The organism is Vallitalea longa, assembly GCF_027923465.1.
Taxonomy (GTDB): domain Bacteria; phylum Bacillota; class Clostridia; order Lachnospirales; family Vallitaleaceae; genus Vallitalea; species Vallitalea longa.
In genome coordinates this window covers 135,018-151,029 of record NZ_BRLB01000002.1, presented here as the reverse complement: position 1 = coordinate 151,029, position 16,012 = coordinate 135,018, and the positions used below count along the sequence as shown (strand labels likewise).

The window sequence follows — 16,012 nt, the reverse complement described above, 5'->3', positions numbered from 1 at the left end:
TAGTTGTGACAGATCATTATATAGTATCGTCTTCACCTCATATTAGATCAGATAAAACTGTAGATAAGATAATGAGGGATGTAATTATTGCTTTAATGCCAGCGACTATATTTGGAATCTACAATTTTGGTCCAAGAGCTTTACTTATAGTTGTACTATGTATTATATCAAGTATTGGATCAGAAGCATTATTTCAATTTATTACTAAAAGAAAAATTAGCATTAATGATTATAGTGCTGTAGTTACAGGGTTATTATTAGCACTTAATCTACCACATACAGTTCCTTGGTGGATACCAGTTATGGGAAGTGTTGTGGCTATAATTATCGTTAAGCAATTATTCGGAGGATTAGGACAGAATTTCATGAATCCAGCTCTAGGTGCAAGAGCATTTTTGCTTGTATCATTTGCCGGATTAATGACAAGATGGGAACTTGATGGAGTAACTACAGCTACACCATTAGGTATTCTAAAAGAAGGCGGAAGTAGTCTTCCAAGTATTGCTGATACATTCTTCGGTTTTATTGGAGGATGTATAGGTGAAACGTCTGCAATAGCTTTATTGATTGGTGGTATTTATTTATTAATAAGAAAAATAATTAATTGGAGAGTACCAGTATTTTTTATAGGTACAGTTTTTGTACTTTCATTATTGATTAGTGGAAGAGGTTTTGATATTAATTATGCTGCTTATCAGATATTCAGTGGTGGTTTGATGATAGGTGCAATTTATATGGCTACAGATTATTCGTCATCTCCAATGACAAAAACAGGACAAATCATTATGGGACTTGGTTGTGGTATATTAACTGCTGTTATTAGAATATACGGAAGTTATCCAGAGGGAGTGTCATTTGCAATAATCATAATGAACCTTTTCGTACCACTTATTGATAGATTTACAATCCCTAAAGCATTTGGGGAGGTGGCTAAGAATGAAAAATAAGATAGTCAAAGACGCTCTTATATTATTTGCTATTACAATATGTGCAGGTTTATTATTAGGTTTGACTCATACGGTAACCGAAAAACCTATTGCTGAGCAGCAGATAAAAATTAGAGATGCTGCGCTTAATAGTGTTTTAAATGATTGCCAATTCACACCAGTAGAAGCTGATTTATCCAAACAACCTGTAATAAAAGAAATTTATGCAGCAAAGAAAAATGATGAAATAAACGGTTATGCTTTTAAATTAGTTACAAAAGAAGGATATGGTGGAGAAATCGAATTGATAGTAGGTATTAATTCGGATGCTACTATTTCAGGTATTGATATTATTAAGCATAGTGAAACTCCTGGTCTTGGTGCTAATGCTGATAGTGATAAATTTAAAGAACAGTATAAAGGAAAGCCTACAGATCAGTTAACTGTGGTTAAAGATGGTGCAGATTCTGACTCAGAGATTGATGCATTAAGTGGTGCTACAATTTCTTCAAGAGCAGTAACTAATGCAGTTAATGTGGCTAGTCAATATTTTAATGATAATTTCAGTGAGGGGGCACAGTAGATGAAATTAGGTAAAGTATTTAAGAATGGATTGATTGATGAGAATCCAACTTTTGTTCAAGTATTAGGAATGTGTCCAACACTCGCGGTAACGACTTCAGCATTTAATGGAATTGGTATGGGACTTGCGACTACAGTGGTATTACTATTTTCTAATATGGTTATATCGTTACTTAGAAATATAATACCATCAAAAGTAAGGATTCCAGCATTTATAGTTATAATTGCTTCATTCGTTACGATGGTGGATTTGTTATTACAAGGTTATGTGTATTCATTATATGAATCACTAGGACTTTTCATACCTCTTATTGTTGTTAACTGTATTGTTCTTGCTAGAGCAGAAGCTTTTGCAGCAAAAAATGGTGTATTACCATCTATGGTAGATGGTTTATCAATGGGTCTTGGTTTCACATGTGCTTTAACAGTCATTGGATTTGTTAGAGAGTTGTTTGGAGCAGGAACTATATTAGCTGGTACATCACTTGAAACTTATGTTATGCCAAGTGGATATGAACCTATAACCATATTAATTTTAGCTCCTGGCGCTTTTATAGTACTTGGATTATTGTTTGCTATATTTAATAAAATAAAAGACAAAGATTCTAAGAAAGCGTAGAGGAGGGATAAGATAATATGGAATTATTATTACTTTTTATAGGTGCAGTTCTAGTTAATAACGTTGTACTTACACGATTTTTAGGAATATGTCCTTTCTTGGGAGTATCTAAAAAAGTAGAAACTTCTTTTGGAATGGGACTAGCTGTTACATTTGTTATGACTTTAGCTTCATTAATATCATATTTAGTATATAAATATATATTAGTGACTTTACACATTGAATATTTATATACTATAGCTTTTATACTTGTAATAGCTTCGTTAGTACAATTGGTTGAAATGGTTATTCAAAAGAGCAGTCCATCACTATATCAGGCTTTAGGTGTTTATTTACCACTTATTACTACTAACTGTGCAGTGCTTGGTATTGCTGTTATAAATATGCAAGCTGAATATTCATTAATCAAAAGTATAATTAATGGATTTGGAACAGCTGTAGGATTTACACTTGCTATAGTTATTCTAGCAGGTATTAGAGAAAGAATACAATTTAACGATATACCAAAATCATTTAAAGGCTATCCTATAGTATTAATTACAGCTGGATTAATGGCAATTGCATTCTTAGGCTTCTCTGGTCTTATTAAATAATTGTAATAGTATATGAATACAGTGATAGATGAGAAGCTTAAGTTTCAATTAAAGTTTCTGTGATTTTATAGTTGAGAATAATATTTGACAGGTTTTATGATTAATAGAAATGGAGGATACGGATATGGAATGGACTAGTATATTATATCCTGCCTTAAGTATAGGGGGACTGGGTATTGTCTTCGGTTTAGGTCTTGGTGTAGCAGCCAAAAAGTTCGCTATAGAGGTTGATCCAAAAGTGCCAAAAGTAAGAGAAGTATTGCCAGGTGCTAACTGTGGTGGATGTGGATTTGCTGGTTGTGATGCATTTGCAAAAGCTGTAGTTGAAGGAAAAGCTAAACCTAATGGTTGCCCAGTCGGTGGTTCAGATGTTGCAGCAAAAGTATCTGCTATACTTGGAATCGAAAGTTCTGATGATGTTAAAAAAGTCGCTTTCGTTAAGTGCCAAGGAACATGTGATAAAGCTAAGGAAAAATATGAATATGTTGGTGTAATGGATTGTAAAAATGCTAATTTTTTACAAGGTAATGGTTCGAAAGCGTGTGAATATGGTTGTTTAGGACTTGGTAGTTGTGTTAACGCATGTATGTTTGATGCAATTCACATTATTGACGGGATCGCTAAAGTGGATGAAGAAAAATGTACATCCTGTGGTATGTGTGTTGAAGCATGTCCCAAGAACTTAATAGATTTGGTACCTTATGATAATAATGTTAGAGTTTCTTGTAACTCGAATAATAAAGGAAAAGATGTAAAATTAAGTTGTGATGTAGGTTGTATAGGATGTCGTTTATGTACAAAAGTATGTGAATTCGATGCCATAAGTGTTGAGAATAACTTAGCAAAAATTGATTATGATAAATGTACAATGTGCATGAAATGTGTAGAAAAATGTCCGACACATGCAATTATAGTAAAAGAGCAGGAGAAATAATTCCTGCTTTTTTCTTTTCCCATAATATTACATTGTTTTATTATATATGGCATGATACATTATTTTATATTAATTTACTGATAAATACAAATTTAGCGTTGAAATATCTCAGAATGGAAATAATTATATATATATCCTAATATTTACTCCATAGGAAATTGTTCTAAAAAATATGCTTTTTGTGTATACAAAGTTTTATATATATGATAAAATTATTTCATTAAGGGACTTCTTAATAAAGGATATAGTTAGTGTTGAACAAGATTTGAAGGGGTGAAAGTTAATGAGTTACAGAAGAAGCAATAAGAATGGTTGGGCACTATTTTTACTAATACTAGCTGGTATCGTTTTAGGAGGATTTTTAGGTTCTTTAGCAAAAAATGTAGAATGGTTGAAATGGCTTAATTATGGGCTATCATTTGGAATGGAGAATCCCCTAGAACTTGATTTGAAAATAATTATGCTTGTTTTACAGTTGAATTTTGAAATTACTATTACAAGTGTTATAGGTGTTGTTGCCGCTATATTCGTTTATAGAAAATTATAATAATGGGAAGTGAAATTTTGAGGATAATATTAGCTTCAAAATCACCAAGAAGAAAAGAATTGCTTAAAAGGCTTGATATGGATTTTGACATTAAGGTAAGTCACATAGATGAGAAAAGTTTTGAAAAAAGCTTACCATGGGTATATGTTGAAAAACTTGCTTATGAAAAAGCTAAGAGTGTAGCTGAGGCAGAAGCGGGTAATTGTTTGGTAATAGGTTGTGATACAGTTGTAGTATATGAAAATGAAATTCTAGAAAAACCTAGTAATACATTACAAGCTGCAGAGTATCTCAAAAAATTATCAGGCAATAAGCATTTAGTTTACTCAGGTTTGGCAATAATTGATGTTGATTCAAATAAAAAATATATATCTCATGAAATAACAGAAGTATATATGAAAGAATTAAATGAAGAAGAGATAACTAATTATATTAAAACAGGTGAACCCCTCGATAAAGCTGGTGGATATGGAATTCAAGGAATAGGATCCATCTTTATTGAGAAAATTAATGGAGATTATTATAATGTGATGGGATTGCCATTAAATAAATTATATAACGGCTTGAAAAAACTTGGGGTTAATTATTTTGAGATTGTTAAGTAAGATAAAAATTAAGTAGATAATTAAATTATATACTAGATATATCTTAATTAAATGTATCAATTAGAGTTGAGAGTTAGTTATTAACCTTAACTCTATTTATATATTGAGCGAAATAATTTTTATAAATGTTATTGATTAAGGAGAATCTATATTATATTACTCAATAAACACTAAATTGATGATATAGATTTTCCTTAGTTAAGAAATATTTATTGATAGATGAATATTTGTTTTCTTAACTTAATACTATAATTTTTATTTATATCTTAGGGGGTATTTATAATGGAAATTGACAGTAGGATGAGGGTTAAAGACTTGCCTTTATCAGAGAGACCTTATGAGAAATTTGAAATATGCGGTCCGAGTGCTTTATCTGATGCAGAATTATTGGCAATAATTATTAGAAGTGGTTCTAAAAAAGAACGTTCTATAGAATTAGCTCAAAGAATACTGGGAATAAAAAAACAAGGTATAAGGGGAATATACGATTTGTCATTGGAAGATTTACAGCAGATATCTGGTATTGGAAGAGTTAAATCAATACAAATCAAAGCTATTGCTGAGTTATCAAAACGAATTTCCAAGAATAACGCTGTTACGAAATTAAAGATTTCTTCTCCAGGTTCAATAGCTAAAATCTATATGGAAGAGTTACGATATTTACAGCAAGAACATTTGAAAATTGTATTTTTAGATACTAAAAATCAAATTATTTCTGATGAATTTCTTACGGTAGGAACAGTGAATGCTTCATTGATTAATCCTAGAGAAGTATTTATTGAAGCATTAAAACATAATGCTGTTCATGTGATATTGTTACATAATCATCCTAGTGGTGATCCTACACCAAGTAGAGAAGATATCTTAATTACCAAAAGGGTTATTAACGCAGGAGAAATAATCGGAATTAAATTGATAGACCATATAATAATTGGAGATGGTAATTATATCAGCTTAAAAGAGCAAGGATTATTTTGATTTATAGCAGAAAGTCCTATTCTTTAGTTGTTTATAATAAGATTTAGAAAATAATTTACCAGATTTGGAGATAATATAATAAGTAGTGTGTATAGTTGATTTTATGATAGATTAGCTATATATGATATTTAAATGAAAATAATCGTAACTATAGATGAAGCAAGTACTGAAAGGAGATTTTCATGTTTAGTAGAGAATTAGGATTTGATTTGGGTACATCTGTTATGCATATTAGCCAAAGAGATAAAGGCATCATATTAGATGAACCTGAGATTATTGCTATAGATAAAAAAAGTGGTGATATAATTGCAGTAGGAGAAGAAGCTTATGACATGTTAGAAAAAACACCATCCCATATACTTATGAATAATCCAGTTAATTATGGAGTTGTTGCTGATTTTGACAATATGGCAAAATTATTGAAATGTCAATTAAGAAAGCTTAAGATGGGGAAAAAGTTTTCTAACAATGTTGCTATAGTAAGTGTTCCCCATGATGTGTCAGAAGTCGAGAGAAAAGCATTATACGATTTATTTGTTCATTCTGGATTTAGATTCAAAAGAGTTTACCTTATAGAGAAATCTGTAGCAGCAGCAGTTGGTGCAGGAATTGAAGTTCTACAGCCATATGGTAATATGATAGTTGATATTGGTGGAGGAACTACCGAAGTCTCAGTTGTATCCTTAGGTGGAATCGTTATAAGTAAGTTATTAAAAGTCGGTGGTAATAAATTTGATGAGGACATAAAAAGTTATATAAAACGTAAGTACAGCATTTATATTGGGAAAAAATCTGCAGAGAAAATTAAAAAAGAAATAGGATATGTATTTATTGACGATGAAAATGACATTGTTACTACTGAAGTTGTAGGAAGAGATGTAGTTACTGGATTACCAAAGAGGGTAACTGTTACTAATGAAGATATTAATGATGCTTTACAAGAAGATATCAACATAATAATTGATGCAGTAAAATTTATATTGGAAAAAACACCCCCTGAGTTATCATCTGACATATTGGAAACTGGAGTATATCTAACTGGTGGAAGCTCATTATTAGGTAATTTAGACATGCTGATAACCAATGAAACATCTTTATCAATCAATTTAGTAGAGAATCCAAAAGAATGTGTTGTTAATGGCATAGATACGATTTTAAGAGATTTGCAACAATATGAAGAAATATTAGTATCATCAAAAAGAGAAACTAGACTAAGATAATGTATGTGATAATATTAAATGATTCAAATACAGAGGGAGGGGTTGTAAAATGCTTAGAAAGAAGAAAATGCCAATAAAATATATTTTGTTGTTAATGACACTTATATGTTTAATTCTTATTATTTTTACATGGGAATCCCGCTCAAAAGTAAGTCCTGTAGAAAATGGTATTGCATATGTTGTGGTTCCTATACAAAAGGGTATCAATGTATTTGGAGATTGGGTTATTGATAAGGTTAATTTTGTTAAAAATGTAAATTCATTTGAGAGTATGAATAAAGATCTCCAAGAAGAAGTAGATAAATTACGTTATGAAAATAAAATACTTCAACAAGACAAAATTGAACTTGATAGGCTTAGAAATTTATATGAATTGGATAAGAAATATCCAAGTTATCCTAAGATAGGAGCTTCTGTTATAGGAAAAGATGTGGGAAATTGGTATAACGTATTCGAGCTAGATAAAGGAACTGATGATGGATTAAAAGTTAATATGGTAGTAATGGCTGGTAATGGTTTAGTAGGTCACATTTTTGAGGTTGGAAAAAATTACGCTAAAGTAAAATCTATAATTGATGATTCTAGTAAAGTTAGTGCCAAAATATTAAGAACATCAGATACTTGTGTTGTGCAAGGAGAAAAACAATATTCAGGAAGTTGTAAAGTGGATTTCATTGAAGGATCAGCAAGCGTGATGAAAGGTGATGAGATAGTAACATCGCATCTATCTGAAATATATCCTCCAGGTATATTAATAGGAACTATAAAAGAGATTAAAGAGAATCCTAGCAATCTGAACAAATCTGCAATCATTGAACCTGTAGTCGATTTTAAACATCTTGAAGAAGTTTTAGTAATTAATCAAGTTTGGAAAGAATAATAAAAAAATATGATGGAAGAGAGGTAATGGTATGCGTAGAGTGATTATCATGATAATAGTATTGTTGTTGAATATTATATTTCAATCAACAATAATGAATGATATAAGCATTAACAATGTAGCTCCTAATCTACTTGTTATTACTACTGTATCTTTTGCTCTCCTTAGAGGAAAATACGAAGGAGGTATAATTGGATTTTTCTGTGGCCTTCTTCAGGATATTTTCTTTGGTAAAGTTTTAGGATTTTATGCTCTTATCTATATGTATATTGGATTTTTTAGTGGATATCTATACAGAAGTTTTTATAAAGAAAGTATATTAATACCTACTTTAGTTATTTCGGGTTGCGATTTTATTTATGGGATTTATGTATACATATTTACATTTTTATTTCGAGGAAAACTTAATTTTGTATACTACTTAGGTAATATAATTATGCCAGAATTAGTCTATACGACACTTGTAGCAGTACTTATTTATAAACTTTATCATTTGATAAATAATAGAATAGAGTCACGAGAGAAAAAGGAGGCAAATAGCAATTGATTCGAGAATTACTTTTAAATATCTGGAAAGTGATTAAACATAGATTATTTATTTTATTAGTTTTTATATTGGTTCTATTTAGTGTATTGATTAATAGAATTTTTGATTTGCAAATAGTACAGGGACAAGAATTGGCTAATGATTTTAGCATTAAAATAAAACGAGATATTGTACTAGATGGTACAAGAGGTAATATATATGATAGAAATGGTATGCCCCTTGCAATTAATGAGTTGGCATATTCAGTAGAACTAGACGATAGTATTCCTGTTGATGACAGAGGAATTATGATACGAGATCTTATCAATGTGATAGAAGAAAATGGTGATGAGATAATAGTTACTTTCCCTATAAAAATCAATGATGATGGTAACTATGAATTTGTTGGTTCTGACTCTGCTATTAAGAGATTCAAAAGGGAAATATTTGGTGAAAGAACATTATCTCCTGTACAAGAAAGTACGACAGCGTCAGAAGTGATTGATTATCTTAGAATAAGAAGATTTTTTGATATGCCCGTAGAAATTTATCCTGATAATGAAAACACGATTAAGATATTGGCAATAAGATATGCTTTATATCTAACAAGAGGAACTAAATATAAACCACTTAAGGTGGCTGTTGATATATCTGAAAAAACTTTGGCTATGATTAACGAAAACCAAGAAAAGTTTCCAGGAGCTAAAATAATTGTAGAACCTAAAAGGAAATATATTGATTCAACTTATTTTGCTCACATTATAGGATATACTCAATCAATAAGTGCTGGCGAATTAGAAAAATTAAAAGTACATGGATATAATGCTCAAGATATTGTTGGAAAATCTGGAATAGAGAAAGAAATGGAAATATATTTAAAAGGTACAGATGGTAAGCAATCAATAGAAGTAGATAATATGGGAAGAACTAGGAATGTATTAGATACAGAAGAACCAAAACCAGGCAAGGATATTTTCTTGACTATAGATAAACAACTACAGATGAAGACATATGATGCCTTAGAACAGCAAATAGCAAATGTTATTGTCCAAAAGTTATATTCCAGCCAACCTTCATATTCTAAGGATATTATAATTCTGTTAAAGGATGTTTTTACCAATTTATTTAATAACAATATCGTATCACTAGAAAAATTAGAGAATTCTAATGATGACCAGCATCAAAATAAGATATATAAATCTTTCGAAAAATATTATAATAGTGTCATAGAGGATATTAATTATTTTTTATCTAACGATGATAATAATTATTCATCAGAACAGGATAGGTATTTAGACTATATAATTGACAATTTAGTCTCTGATGATATATTATTAACAAGTAAGAAGGTTAAGATAGAAGATACAGATGGTGAAAAAGAAGAAGAAAAATTTAAAGAAGTCCAAACTGAAATCTACCAAAAATATAAGAAAGATGAAGCAAGTGTATATCAATTATTAGATACCAGCATTAAGGAAAAAAGCATTGAAATAGTGGATGAAAAAGAAGGAGATAAGCCTTCAGATATTGAATTATATAATTATATAAAAGATTATATTATTGAAGAAATATTAGAAAGTAATGATTTTAAGCGTTTGGTAATTGCTACTATGGCAGAAAACGAAAAATTCAATTATAAAGACTTATGTTTTATGTTAATCGAACAAGATATAATTACTTCAAGTGAAGATGAAATGTCAAATCTATCTAGAGGTAAAATATCAGCGCTTAGTTTTATTAAATCAAAAATAAGTAATCTAGATTTAAAACCAAGTCAATTGGCTTTAGACCCTAGTACAGGTTCAGCAGTTGTAGTAGATGTTAAGACTGGTGAAGTATTATCCCTTGTCAGTTATCCAAGTTATGATAACAATAAGTTTGTTAATGACTTCGATAATAGCTATTGGAACCAATTATTAAAAGATCCAACTACACCGCTTGTTCATAGAGCTACTAAAGAAAGAAGAGCTCCTGGTTCTACATTCAAGATGGTTTCTGCAATGGCAGGTCTAGAAGAGGGTGTAATAACTAAAAATACTATAATACGAGATTTAGGTATTTTTACTAAAATATCACCTCCTGCAAAGTGTTGGATATACAGTGCATATGGTACTACTCATGGCAATGAAACCGTATCTGATGCACTTAGGGATTCATGTAATTATTTCTTCTATGAAGTTGGGTTAAGATTGGGAAAAGATGAAGAAGGTAACTATAATCCAATTGAAGGAATTAATACCTTGATGAAATATGTTACGAAATTTGGACTTGACAGTAAGTCAGGAATAGAATTAGATGAATTATCACCTAAAAATCCTACAAGCGACCCTGTTCGTTCTTGTATTGGACAAGATAAAAATAGTTATACACCTGTACAATTAGCTAGATATATTACTACGTTAGCTAATGGTGGAACTAATTACGAACTTAATATAGTAGATAAAATTTCTGATCACGATGGTAAAGTATATGAAGATAGAACTCCAAATATTGCTACCCAAAGTGATTTTGATCCTGAAAATATTAAAACAGTTCATTCAGGTATGTTGAAAGTGACTACTAGAGGTGGTACTGGTTACAGCATATTTAAGGATTTGCCAATGAAAGTTGCAGGAAAAACAGGTACTTCTCAAGAAAGTAAAAATAGACCAGACCATGCGATATTTACAGCTTTTGCTCCATATGATGATCCAGAAATAGCTGTAGTTGTTGTTATTCCTAATGGATATACAGCTCAGAATTCTGGTAAAGTTGTTAAAGAAATACTAAAGAGTTATTATGATTTTAATGGAACAAAGGAAACAACTACTATAGATAATAAATTGGAGTATTAATTCAATGTATTAGGGTAAGTCAAAAAGATTTAAGGGACTTTTATTGGTTAGGAGGATGCTCATTATGAGCGATTGTATACTAATTAAAGGTAATAAATATGGACTTACTATTATATTAGATAAAGACGTAGCATTTAAGGATATAAAACAAAATCTGAAAAAGAAAATTATTGATGCTAAAAAATTCTTTAAAAATGCTAAAATAGCTATTACTTTTGCTGGTAGAGAACTTTCAGATAAAGAGCAAAAAGAACTAGTTGATATCATTACTATATATTCAGATATGGAAGTAACATGTATAATTGACGAATCAAAAAGTAATGATACAAAGAGTAATAGTAATCAATTGTATAATAATGATTCATTACAAATGGATGATAAAATGGCAGTCTTTCATAAAGGAACTTTACGTTCAGGACAGCAGTTAGATGTTGAGCATAGTGTTATAATAATGGGAGATGTCAATCCTGGTGCTAAAGTAGTTGCGAATGGGAACGTAATAGTTTTGGGTACATTAAAAGGAACAGTTTATGCAAATCAATATGATGGCAAGTATCCATTTGTAGTTGCACTATCAATGAAGCCTATGCAATTAAAAATCGGTAATATAATGGGAAGATCTCCAGATAAAAAAGAATCAGCAATAGATACAACATCTGCTGAGATTGCATATGTTGCAGACGGAAGAATATGTATTGAAACATTAAATAATAGTATCTATAAGGAACTTGAATATTACAATAATGAAATAGTAAAAAAATAATTAATATAAAGGGGAGATTTTCTAATGAGTGAAGTTATTGTTGTAACATCTGGTAAGGGCGGAGTAGGAAAAACTACAACTACAGCTAATTTAGGTGCTGGTCTTGCTATGGAGAATCAAAAAGTATGTTTAATCGATGCTGATATAGGGTTAAGAAACTTAGATGTTGTTATGGGGTTGGAAAATAGAATTGTATATAATTTAATAGATGTAATAGATGGAAATTGTAGACTTAGACAAGCATTAATAAAAGATAAAAGATATTCCACTTTATATTTATTACCTGCAGCTCAAACAAGAGACAAGACTGCTATTACTCCAGAACAGATGCTTAAGTTATGCCAAACACTAAAAGAAGAATTTGATTATATAATCATAGATTGCCCTGCTGGTATTGAACAAGGATTCAAAAATGCTATAGCTGGTGCAGATCGAGCTTTAGTTGTGACTACACCAGAAATATCAGCTATACGTGATGCCGATAGAATCATAGGCTTACTTGAAGCTAATGAATTAAGAAGTCCTCAATTGATTATTAATAGGATTCGTACAGATATGGTAAAAAAAGGAGATATGATGTCTGTAGACGATGTTGTGGAGATATTAGCTATTGATTTACTGGGAGCTATTCCTGATGATGAAAACATAGTCATTTCGACAAACAATGGTGATCCTATAGTTGGTAATAGAAACTTGATATCTGGTAAAGCTTATGCTAATATAACAAAAAGAGTTTTAGGTGAAGATATTCCATTACTTAGTTTTGAAAATGAAGGTGGATTATTTAGTAAGCTAAAAAATATGATTAGATTTGGTAATTAAGGAGGGATACAAGTGCCATTATTGAGTAAAAGAACGTCAAAAAGAATTGCAAAAGATAGATTGAAACTTGTCCTTATACATGATAGAGCAAATTGTTCTCCAGAATTACTCGAAATGATAAAAACTGATATAATCAATGTTATTAGTAAGTATATGGAAATAGATGAGGAAAGTTTGGATATAAAAATGGGTAATACCAAGTCTGAAATAAGTGACGCTATAGTACCAGCACTATATGCTAATATACCGATAAAAGATATGAAGAAAAAAGCTTAATATGATATATTAGTAGTTGTTAAAGAAATAATAATATAGAAAGAAGTGCAAAAATGTTTCGAAACTATAATTTCAAAAAATATGATATTTTCCTAATATTAATAGTTATTGCTCTTGTTTCTTGTGGCATAATTGCAATAGGTAGCGCTACTCAAATAAATAGTACTGGAAATACTCAATTTAGAGATAAGCAAATGTATGGTTTTATTTTTACTTTAGTATTAATGATTATTGTTTCTTTAATAAATTATCATTTTATAGGAAAATTTTACTGGCTTATTTATGCATTTAATATTATACTATTAGTGGCAGTAAAATTTATTGGAGTAAATACAAATAATGCTGTTAGATGGATTATCATTGCAGGTATACGATTTCAACCTTCCGAATTGTCGAAAATTATGATGGTTATATTTTTAGCGAGATTTATTGATAAGAATATAGATAAAATTAATAATTTATTATTTTTGATAAAACTTGGAATACTAGTTATTATACCTACAATATTAATTTATAAACAACCAGATTTATCAACTTCATTAGTTTTAATAGTTATTTTGATTGTTATGCTCTTTGTGGCAGGTATAAGCTATAAATATGTACTGGCTGCCTTAATAATAGCTGTTCCTATATTATTTGGTACTGTTTGGTATATGCAACAACCAGATCAAACGATATTCAGTAACCATCAAGTTGAAAGGATATTGAGTTTTTTGTATCCTGAGAAATATGATACTTATCAAACCGATAATTCTATTCAAGCAATAGGATCTGGACAACTTAATGGAAAAGGATTGTATCAAGGAACTATTAATAAATATAACTATTTACCTGAACCACAAACAGATTTCATTTTTTCAATAATTGGTGAAGAAGCTGGTTTTATTGGATGCAGTATTGTTTTGTTATTGCTTCTATTGTTAATTATAAAATGTTTATGGATTGCTAAAGATTCTATTGATCTATTTGGTATGCTTATCATAAGTGGTTTTGTAGCGATAATATCATTTCAAACATTTGTAAATGTTGGTGTAGCTACAGGAATAATACCTAATACAGGTATACCACTTCCGTTCATTAGTAATGGACTGAGCTCGTTATTATCAAATATGATAGGGATTGGTGTAATACTTAATATAAGTTTGCATAGAAAAACAACTTACTACTAAAGGGGGTAAGCTTATGAATGTTGGATTAATTGCACATGATAATAAAAAGAAATTAATACAGAATTTTTGTATTGCGTATCGTAATATTTTAAATAGGCATGAACTATTTGCTACAGGAACAACTGGTAGATTAATAGAAGAAGTAACCAATTTATCCATCCATAAATATTTAGCAGGGCACTTAGGAGGTCAGCAGCAATTAGGAGCTCAAATCGCTCATAACCAAATAGACATGGTTATATTTTTGAGAGATCCACTATCACCTAAACAGCATGAACCAGATCCTGCATCAGTTATTCAATTGTGTGATATTCATAATATACCAATTGCGACTAACTTAGCTACAGCTGAATTGTTGATTAAAGCGTTAGAACGTGGAGATTTAGAATGGCGAAGTGTAATAAGATCATAAAAGAAGGAGCAGAAACTCCTTCTTCTAATATTATTAAGAATTATTAAATTTAAAATAACTATTAATAAAGCCACCTGAAAACAGGTGGCTAATATTCACATTTAAGCAACTAAATATTCTTTTAGAGCAACTGGTAAGCCAGTTGTATCACAGTTAACACTAATAACAAATCGTACTTTTTGATTGTCTGAAACAGTCTTTAATTTATTAATCAATTCTTTAGTATTACTATTTTCTATAGGTAGATTGACCATTCTTAGAATGCCATCTACATATATTTGTTCTATATCACTATCTTCTGAAAGTATGCCACACATAAACCCAAAAAATTCTTTATAATCGTTAATAGGAAACTCGGAAACGTTAATATATCGTATATTATGGTGTAAATCGTAAATATGACTACTGTCGCCATCTAGATAAACTATGTGACCTTTAGCAGTTTTTATTGCATCATTTGCCATCTTAATTAAATCTTTTGTCTTACCTTCCCCAGTATCACCTGCAACTAATCTTATCATAGCAATCTCCTCCTATTTAATTGTTCTTTCCAATTGATATTATTTACAAAATACATCGAGTAGTTATTAGAACTAATCTATATATTGTATTATGTACTTATATAGTATTATTAGATAGACAATAGTGTCCATATCAATCAGAAGATGAATTTCAAAGAACACTTATAATAAATTCTTTAAAAATTATAACTTTATACTTTTATTATATAACTTTATAGAATTATTTACAATAAGATTTGCAATTTTAATTTAAAAAAATATTTGCGAATATTACTTAATATATTGCATACAAATTTTAAAATTACCTTAAATAATATAATATATATTTATTATTATTTATTTATATTAGATATTGATCTTTGTTCGGTAATGTAAATTTAATATTGTGTTATACTATATATACTATTATAATAAATGTAATAACTATATATAGTATATATATGTATTAAAATGAAAAATATAATATCAATTTTATAATGTGAGTAGTATTGATAGAAGAAGAGGATTGGAATCACTAATTTTATGTTAATAGAAAGTATATAATTATTTATAAAAAAATAGAGATTATGTAAAATAATCTCTATAATAACATTACATCTCTCCTCTAATTCTTCCAAAGAAAGTTAACGAATATATACCAGCAATACCAACTAAAGCATAAACTATTCTACTTGCTATTGTATACATCCCTCCAAATATTGCAGCGACTAAATCAAACTCAAAGAAGCCAATAAGACCCCAGTTGATAGCTCCAACTATTACTAAAATGAGAGCAACTATATCAATACCTTTAGTATTCATAAAC

The 16,012-nt window shown here is 29.7% G+C and carries 19 protein-coding genes; 17 read left to right on the top strand and 2 right to left on the bottom strand.

Going from position 1 to position 16,012, the window contains the following annotated elements; all coding sequences use genetic code 11:
• Positions 1-5: 5 nt before the first annotated feature.
• The 17 genes from QMG30_RS06865 (at position 6) to QMG30_RS06785 (ending at position 14,686) form a co-directional block, all read left to right on the top strand.
• The gene (locus QMG30_RS06865; protein ID WP_281813775.1) at positions 6-947 is read left to right on the top strand and encodes an RnfABCDGE type electron transport complex subunit D; all 942 of its coding nucleotides are present in this window, start codon (positions 6-8) and stop codon (positions 945-947) included.
• On the top strand, positions 937-1,509 hold the full coding sequence (locus QMG30_RS06860; RefSeq protein WP_281813770.1) for an RnfABCDGE type electron transport complex subunit G: 573 nt from the start codon (positions 937-939) through the stop codon (positions 1,507-1,509). The genes QMG30_RS06865 and QMG30_RS06860 overlap by 11 nt, the downstream gene beginning before the upstream one ends.
• Entirely contained in the window at positions 1,510-2,127 is a 618-nt protein-coding gene (gene rsxE / locus QMG30_RS06855; protein WP_281813767.1) for an electron transport complex subunit RsxE, read from the top strand.
• A 17-nt stretch (positions 2,128-2,144) separates the two neighbouring features.
• Positions 2,145-2,720, top strand: coding sequence for an electron transport complex subunit RsxA (gene rsxA, locus QMG30_RS06850; protein WP_281813764.1), 576 nt, complete (start codon positions 2,145-2,147; stop codon positions 2,718-2,720).
• A gap of 124 nt (positions 2,721-2,844) precedes the next feature.
• On the top strand, positions 2,845-3,654 hold the full coding sequence (rnfB, locus tag QMG30_RS06845) for an RnfABCDGE type electron transport complex subunit B (RefSeq protein ID WP_281813760.1): 810 nt from the start codon (positions 2,845-2,847) through the stop codon (positions 3,652-3,654).
• A gap of 283 nt (positions 3,655-3,937) precedes the next feature.
• Complete coding sequence (locus QMG30_RS06840; protein WP_281813757.1) at positions 3,938-4,201, top strand: DUF4321 domain-containing protein; 264 nt, start codon at positions 3,938-3,940, stop codon at positions 4,199-4,201.
• A gap of 17 nt (positions 4,202-4,218) precedes the next feature.
• The gene (locus tag QMG30_RS06835) at positions 4,219-4,806 is read left to right on the top strand and encodes a Maf family protein (protein ID WP_330680693.1); all 588 of its coding nucleotides are present in this window, start codon (positions 4,219-4,221) and stop codon (positions 4,804-4,806) included.
• Between the two features lie 282 nt (positions 4,807-5,088).
• A complete protein-coding gene (gene radC / locus QMG30_RS06830) occupies positions 5,089-5,784 on the top strand; it encodes a RadC family protein (RefSeq protein WP_281813755.1) in 696 nt (231 codons plus the stop codon).
• 182 nt (positions 5,785-5,966) lie between these two features.
• The gene (locus tag QMG30_RS06825) at positions 5,967-7,004 is read left to right on the top strand and encodes a rod shape-determining protein (RefSeq protein WP_281813753.1); all 1,038 of its coding nucleotides are present in this window, start codon (positions 5,967-5,969) and stop codon (positions 7,002-7,004) included.
• Positions 7,005-7,053: 49 nt separating this feature from the next.
• On the top strand, positions 7,054-7,884 hold the full coding sequence (gene mreC / locus QMG30_RS06820; protein ID WP_281813749.1) for a rod shape-determining protein MreC: 831 nt from the start codon (positions 7,054-7,056) through the stop codon (positions 7,882-7,884).
• A gap of 31 nt (positions 7,885-7,915) precedes the next feature.
• On the top strand, positions 7,916-8,431 hold the full coding sequence (gene mreD, locus QMG30_RS06815; protein ID WP_281813747.1) for a rod shape-determining protein MreD: 516 nt from the start codon (positions 7,916-7,918) through the stop codon (positions 8,429-8,431).
• Entirely contained in the window at positions 8,428-11,244 is a 2,817-nt protein-coding gene (locus QMG30_RS06810) for a penicillin-binding transpeptidase domain-containing protein (protein WP_281813745.1), read from the top strand. The genes mreD and QMG30_RS06810 overlap by 4 nt, the downstream gene beginning before the upstream one ends.
• Before the next feature lie 64 nt (positions 11,245-11,308).
• On the top strand, positions 11,309-12,007 hold the full coding sequence (locus QMG30_RS06805; protein ID WP_281813743.1) for a septum site-determining protein MinC: 699 nt from the start codon (positions 11,309-11,311) through the stop codon (positions 12,005-12,007).
• Positions 12,008-12,031: 24 nt separating this feature from the next.
• A complete protein-coding gene (minD, locus tag QMG30_RS06800) occupies positions 12,032-12,829 on the top strand; it encodes a septum site-determining protein MinD (protein ID WP_281813741.1) in 798 nt (265 codons plus the stop codon).
• Between the two features lie 6 nt (positions 12,830-12,835).
• Positions 12,836-13,105: a cell division topological specificity factor MinE gene (minE, locus tag QMG30_RS06795; RefSeq protein ID WP_281814268.1), complete on the top strand. Its 270-nt coding sequence runs from the start codon at positions 12,836-12,838 to the stop codon at positions 13,103-13,105.
• A 53-nt stretch (positions 13,106-13,158) separates the two neighbouring features.
• On the top strand, positions 13,159-14,274 hold the full coding sequence (gene rodA / locus QMG30_RS06790) for a rod shape-determining protein RodA (RefSeq protein WP_281813739.1): 1,116 nt from the start codon (positions 13,159-13,161) through the stop codon (positions 14,272-14,274).
• A 13-nt stretch (positions 14,275-14,287) separates the two neighbouring features.
• The gene (locus QMG30_RS06785; protein WP_281813737.1) at positions 14,288-14,686 is read left to right on the top strand and encodes a methylglyoxal synthase; all 399 of its coding nucleotides are present in this window, start codon (positions 14,288-14,290) and stop codon (positions 14,684-14,686) included.
• 101 nt (positions 14,687-14,787) lie between these two features.
• On the opposite strand, the gene QMG30_RS06780 is transcribed toward QMG30_RS06785, so the two are convergent.
• A complete protein-coding gene (locus tag QMG30_RS06780) occupies positions 14,788-15,207 on the bottom strand; it encodes a twitching motility protein PilT (protein WP_281813735.1) in 420 nt (139 codons plus the stop codon).
• A 591-nt stretch (positions 15,208-15,798) separates the two neighbouring features.
• A complete protein-coding gene (locus tag QMG30_RS06775) occupies positions 15,799-16,008 on the bottom strand; it encodes a DUF378 domain-containing protein (protein WP_281813732.1) in 210 nt (69 codons plus the stop codon).
• Between the last annotated feature and the right edge of the window lie 4 nt (positions 16,009-16,012).

Bases quoted from the DNA above. Each gene is read 5' to 3' on its own strand.
- QMG30_RS06860 (WP_281813770.1), top strand. From the start codon at position 937: ATGAAAAATAAGATAGTCAAAGACGCTCTTATATTATTTGCTATTACA.
- rsxE (WP_281813767.1), top strand. From the start codon at position 1,510: ATGAAATTAGGTAAAGTATTTAAGAATGGATTGATTGATGAGAATCCA.
- rsxA (WP_281813764.1), top strand. From the start codon at position 2,145: ATGGAATTATTATTACTTTTTATAGGTGCAGTTCTAGTTAATAACGTT.
- rnfB (WP_281813760.1), top strand. From the start codon at position 2,845: ATGGAATGGACTAGTATATTATATCCTGCCTTAAGTATAGGGGGACTG.
- QMG30_RS06840 (WP_281813757.1), top strand. From the start codon at position 3,938: ATGAGTTACAGAAGAAGCAATAAGAATGGTTGGGCACTATTTTTACTA.
- radC (WP_281813755.1), top strand. From the start codon at position 5,089: ATGGAAATTGACAGTAGGATGAGGGTTAAAGACTTGCCTTTATCAGAG.
- QMG30_RS06825 (WP_281813753.1), top strand. From the start codon at position 5,967: ATGTTTAGTAGAGAATTAGGATTTGATTTGGGTACATCTGTTATGCAT.
- mreC (WP_281813749.1), top strand. From the start codon at position 7,054: ATGCTTAGAAAGAAGAAAATGCCAATAAAATATATTTTGTTGTTAATG.
- mreD (WP_281813747.1), top strand. From the start codon at position 7,916: ATGCGTAGAGTGATTATCATGATAATAGTATTGTTGTTGAATATTATA.
- QMG30_RS06805 (WP_281813743.1), top strand. From the start codon at position 11,309: ATGAGCGATTGTATACTAATTAAAGGTAATAAATATGGACTTACTATT.
- minD (WP_281813741.1), top strand. From the start codon at position 12,032: ATGAGTGAAGTTATTGTTGTAACATCTGGTAAGGGCGGAGTAGGAAAA.
- rodA (WP_281813739.1), top strand. From the start codon at position 13,159: ATGTTTCGAAACTATAATTTCAAAAAATATGATATTTTCCTAATATTA.
- QMG30_RS06785 (WP_281813737.1), top strand. From the start codon at position 14,288: ATGAATGTTGGATTAATTGCACATGATAATAAAAAGAAATTAATACAG.
- QMG30_RS06780 (WP_281813735.1), bottom strand. From the start codon at position 15,207: ATGATAAGATTAGTTGCAGGTGATACTGGGGAAGGTAAGACAAAAGAT.
- QMG30_RS06775 (WP_281813732.1), bottom strand. From the start codon at position 16,008: ATGAATACTAAAGGTATTGATATAGTTGCTCTCATTTTAGTAATAGTT.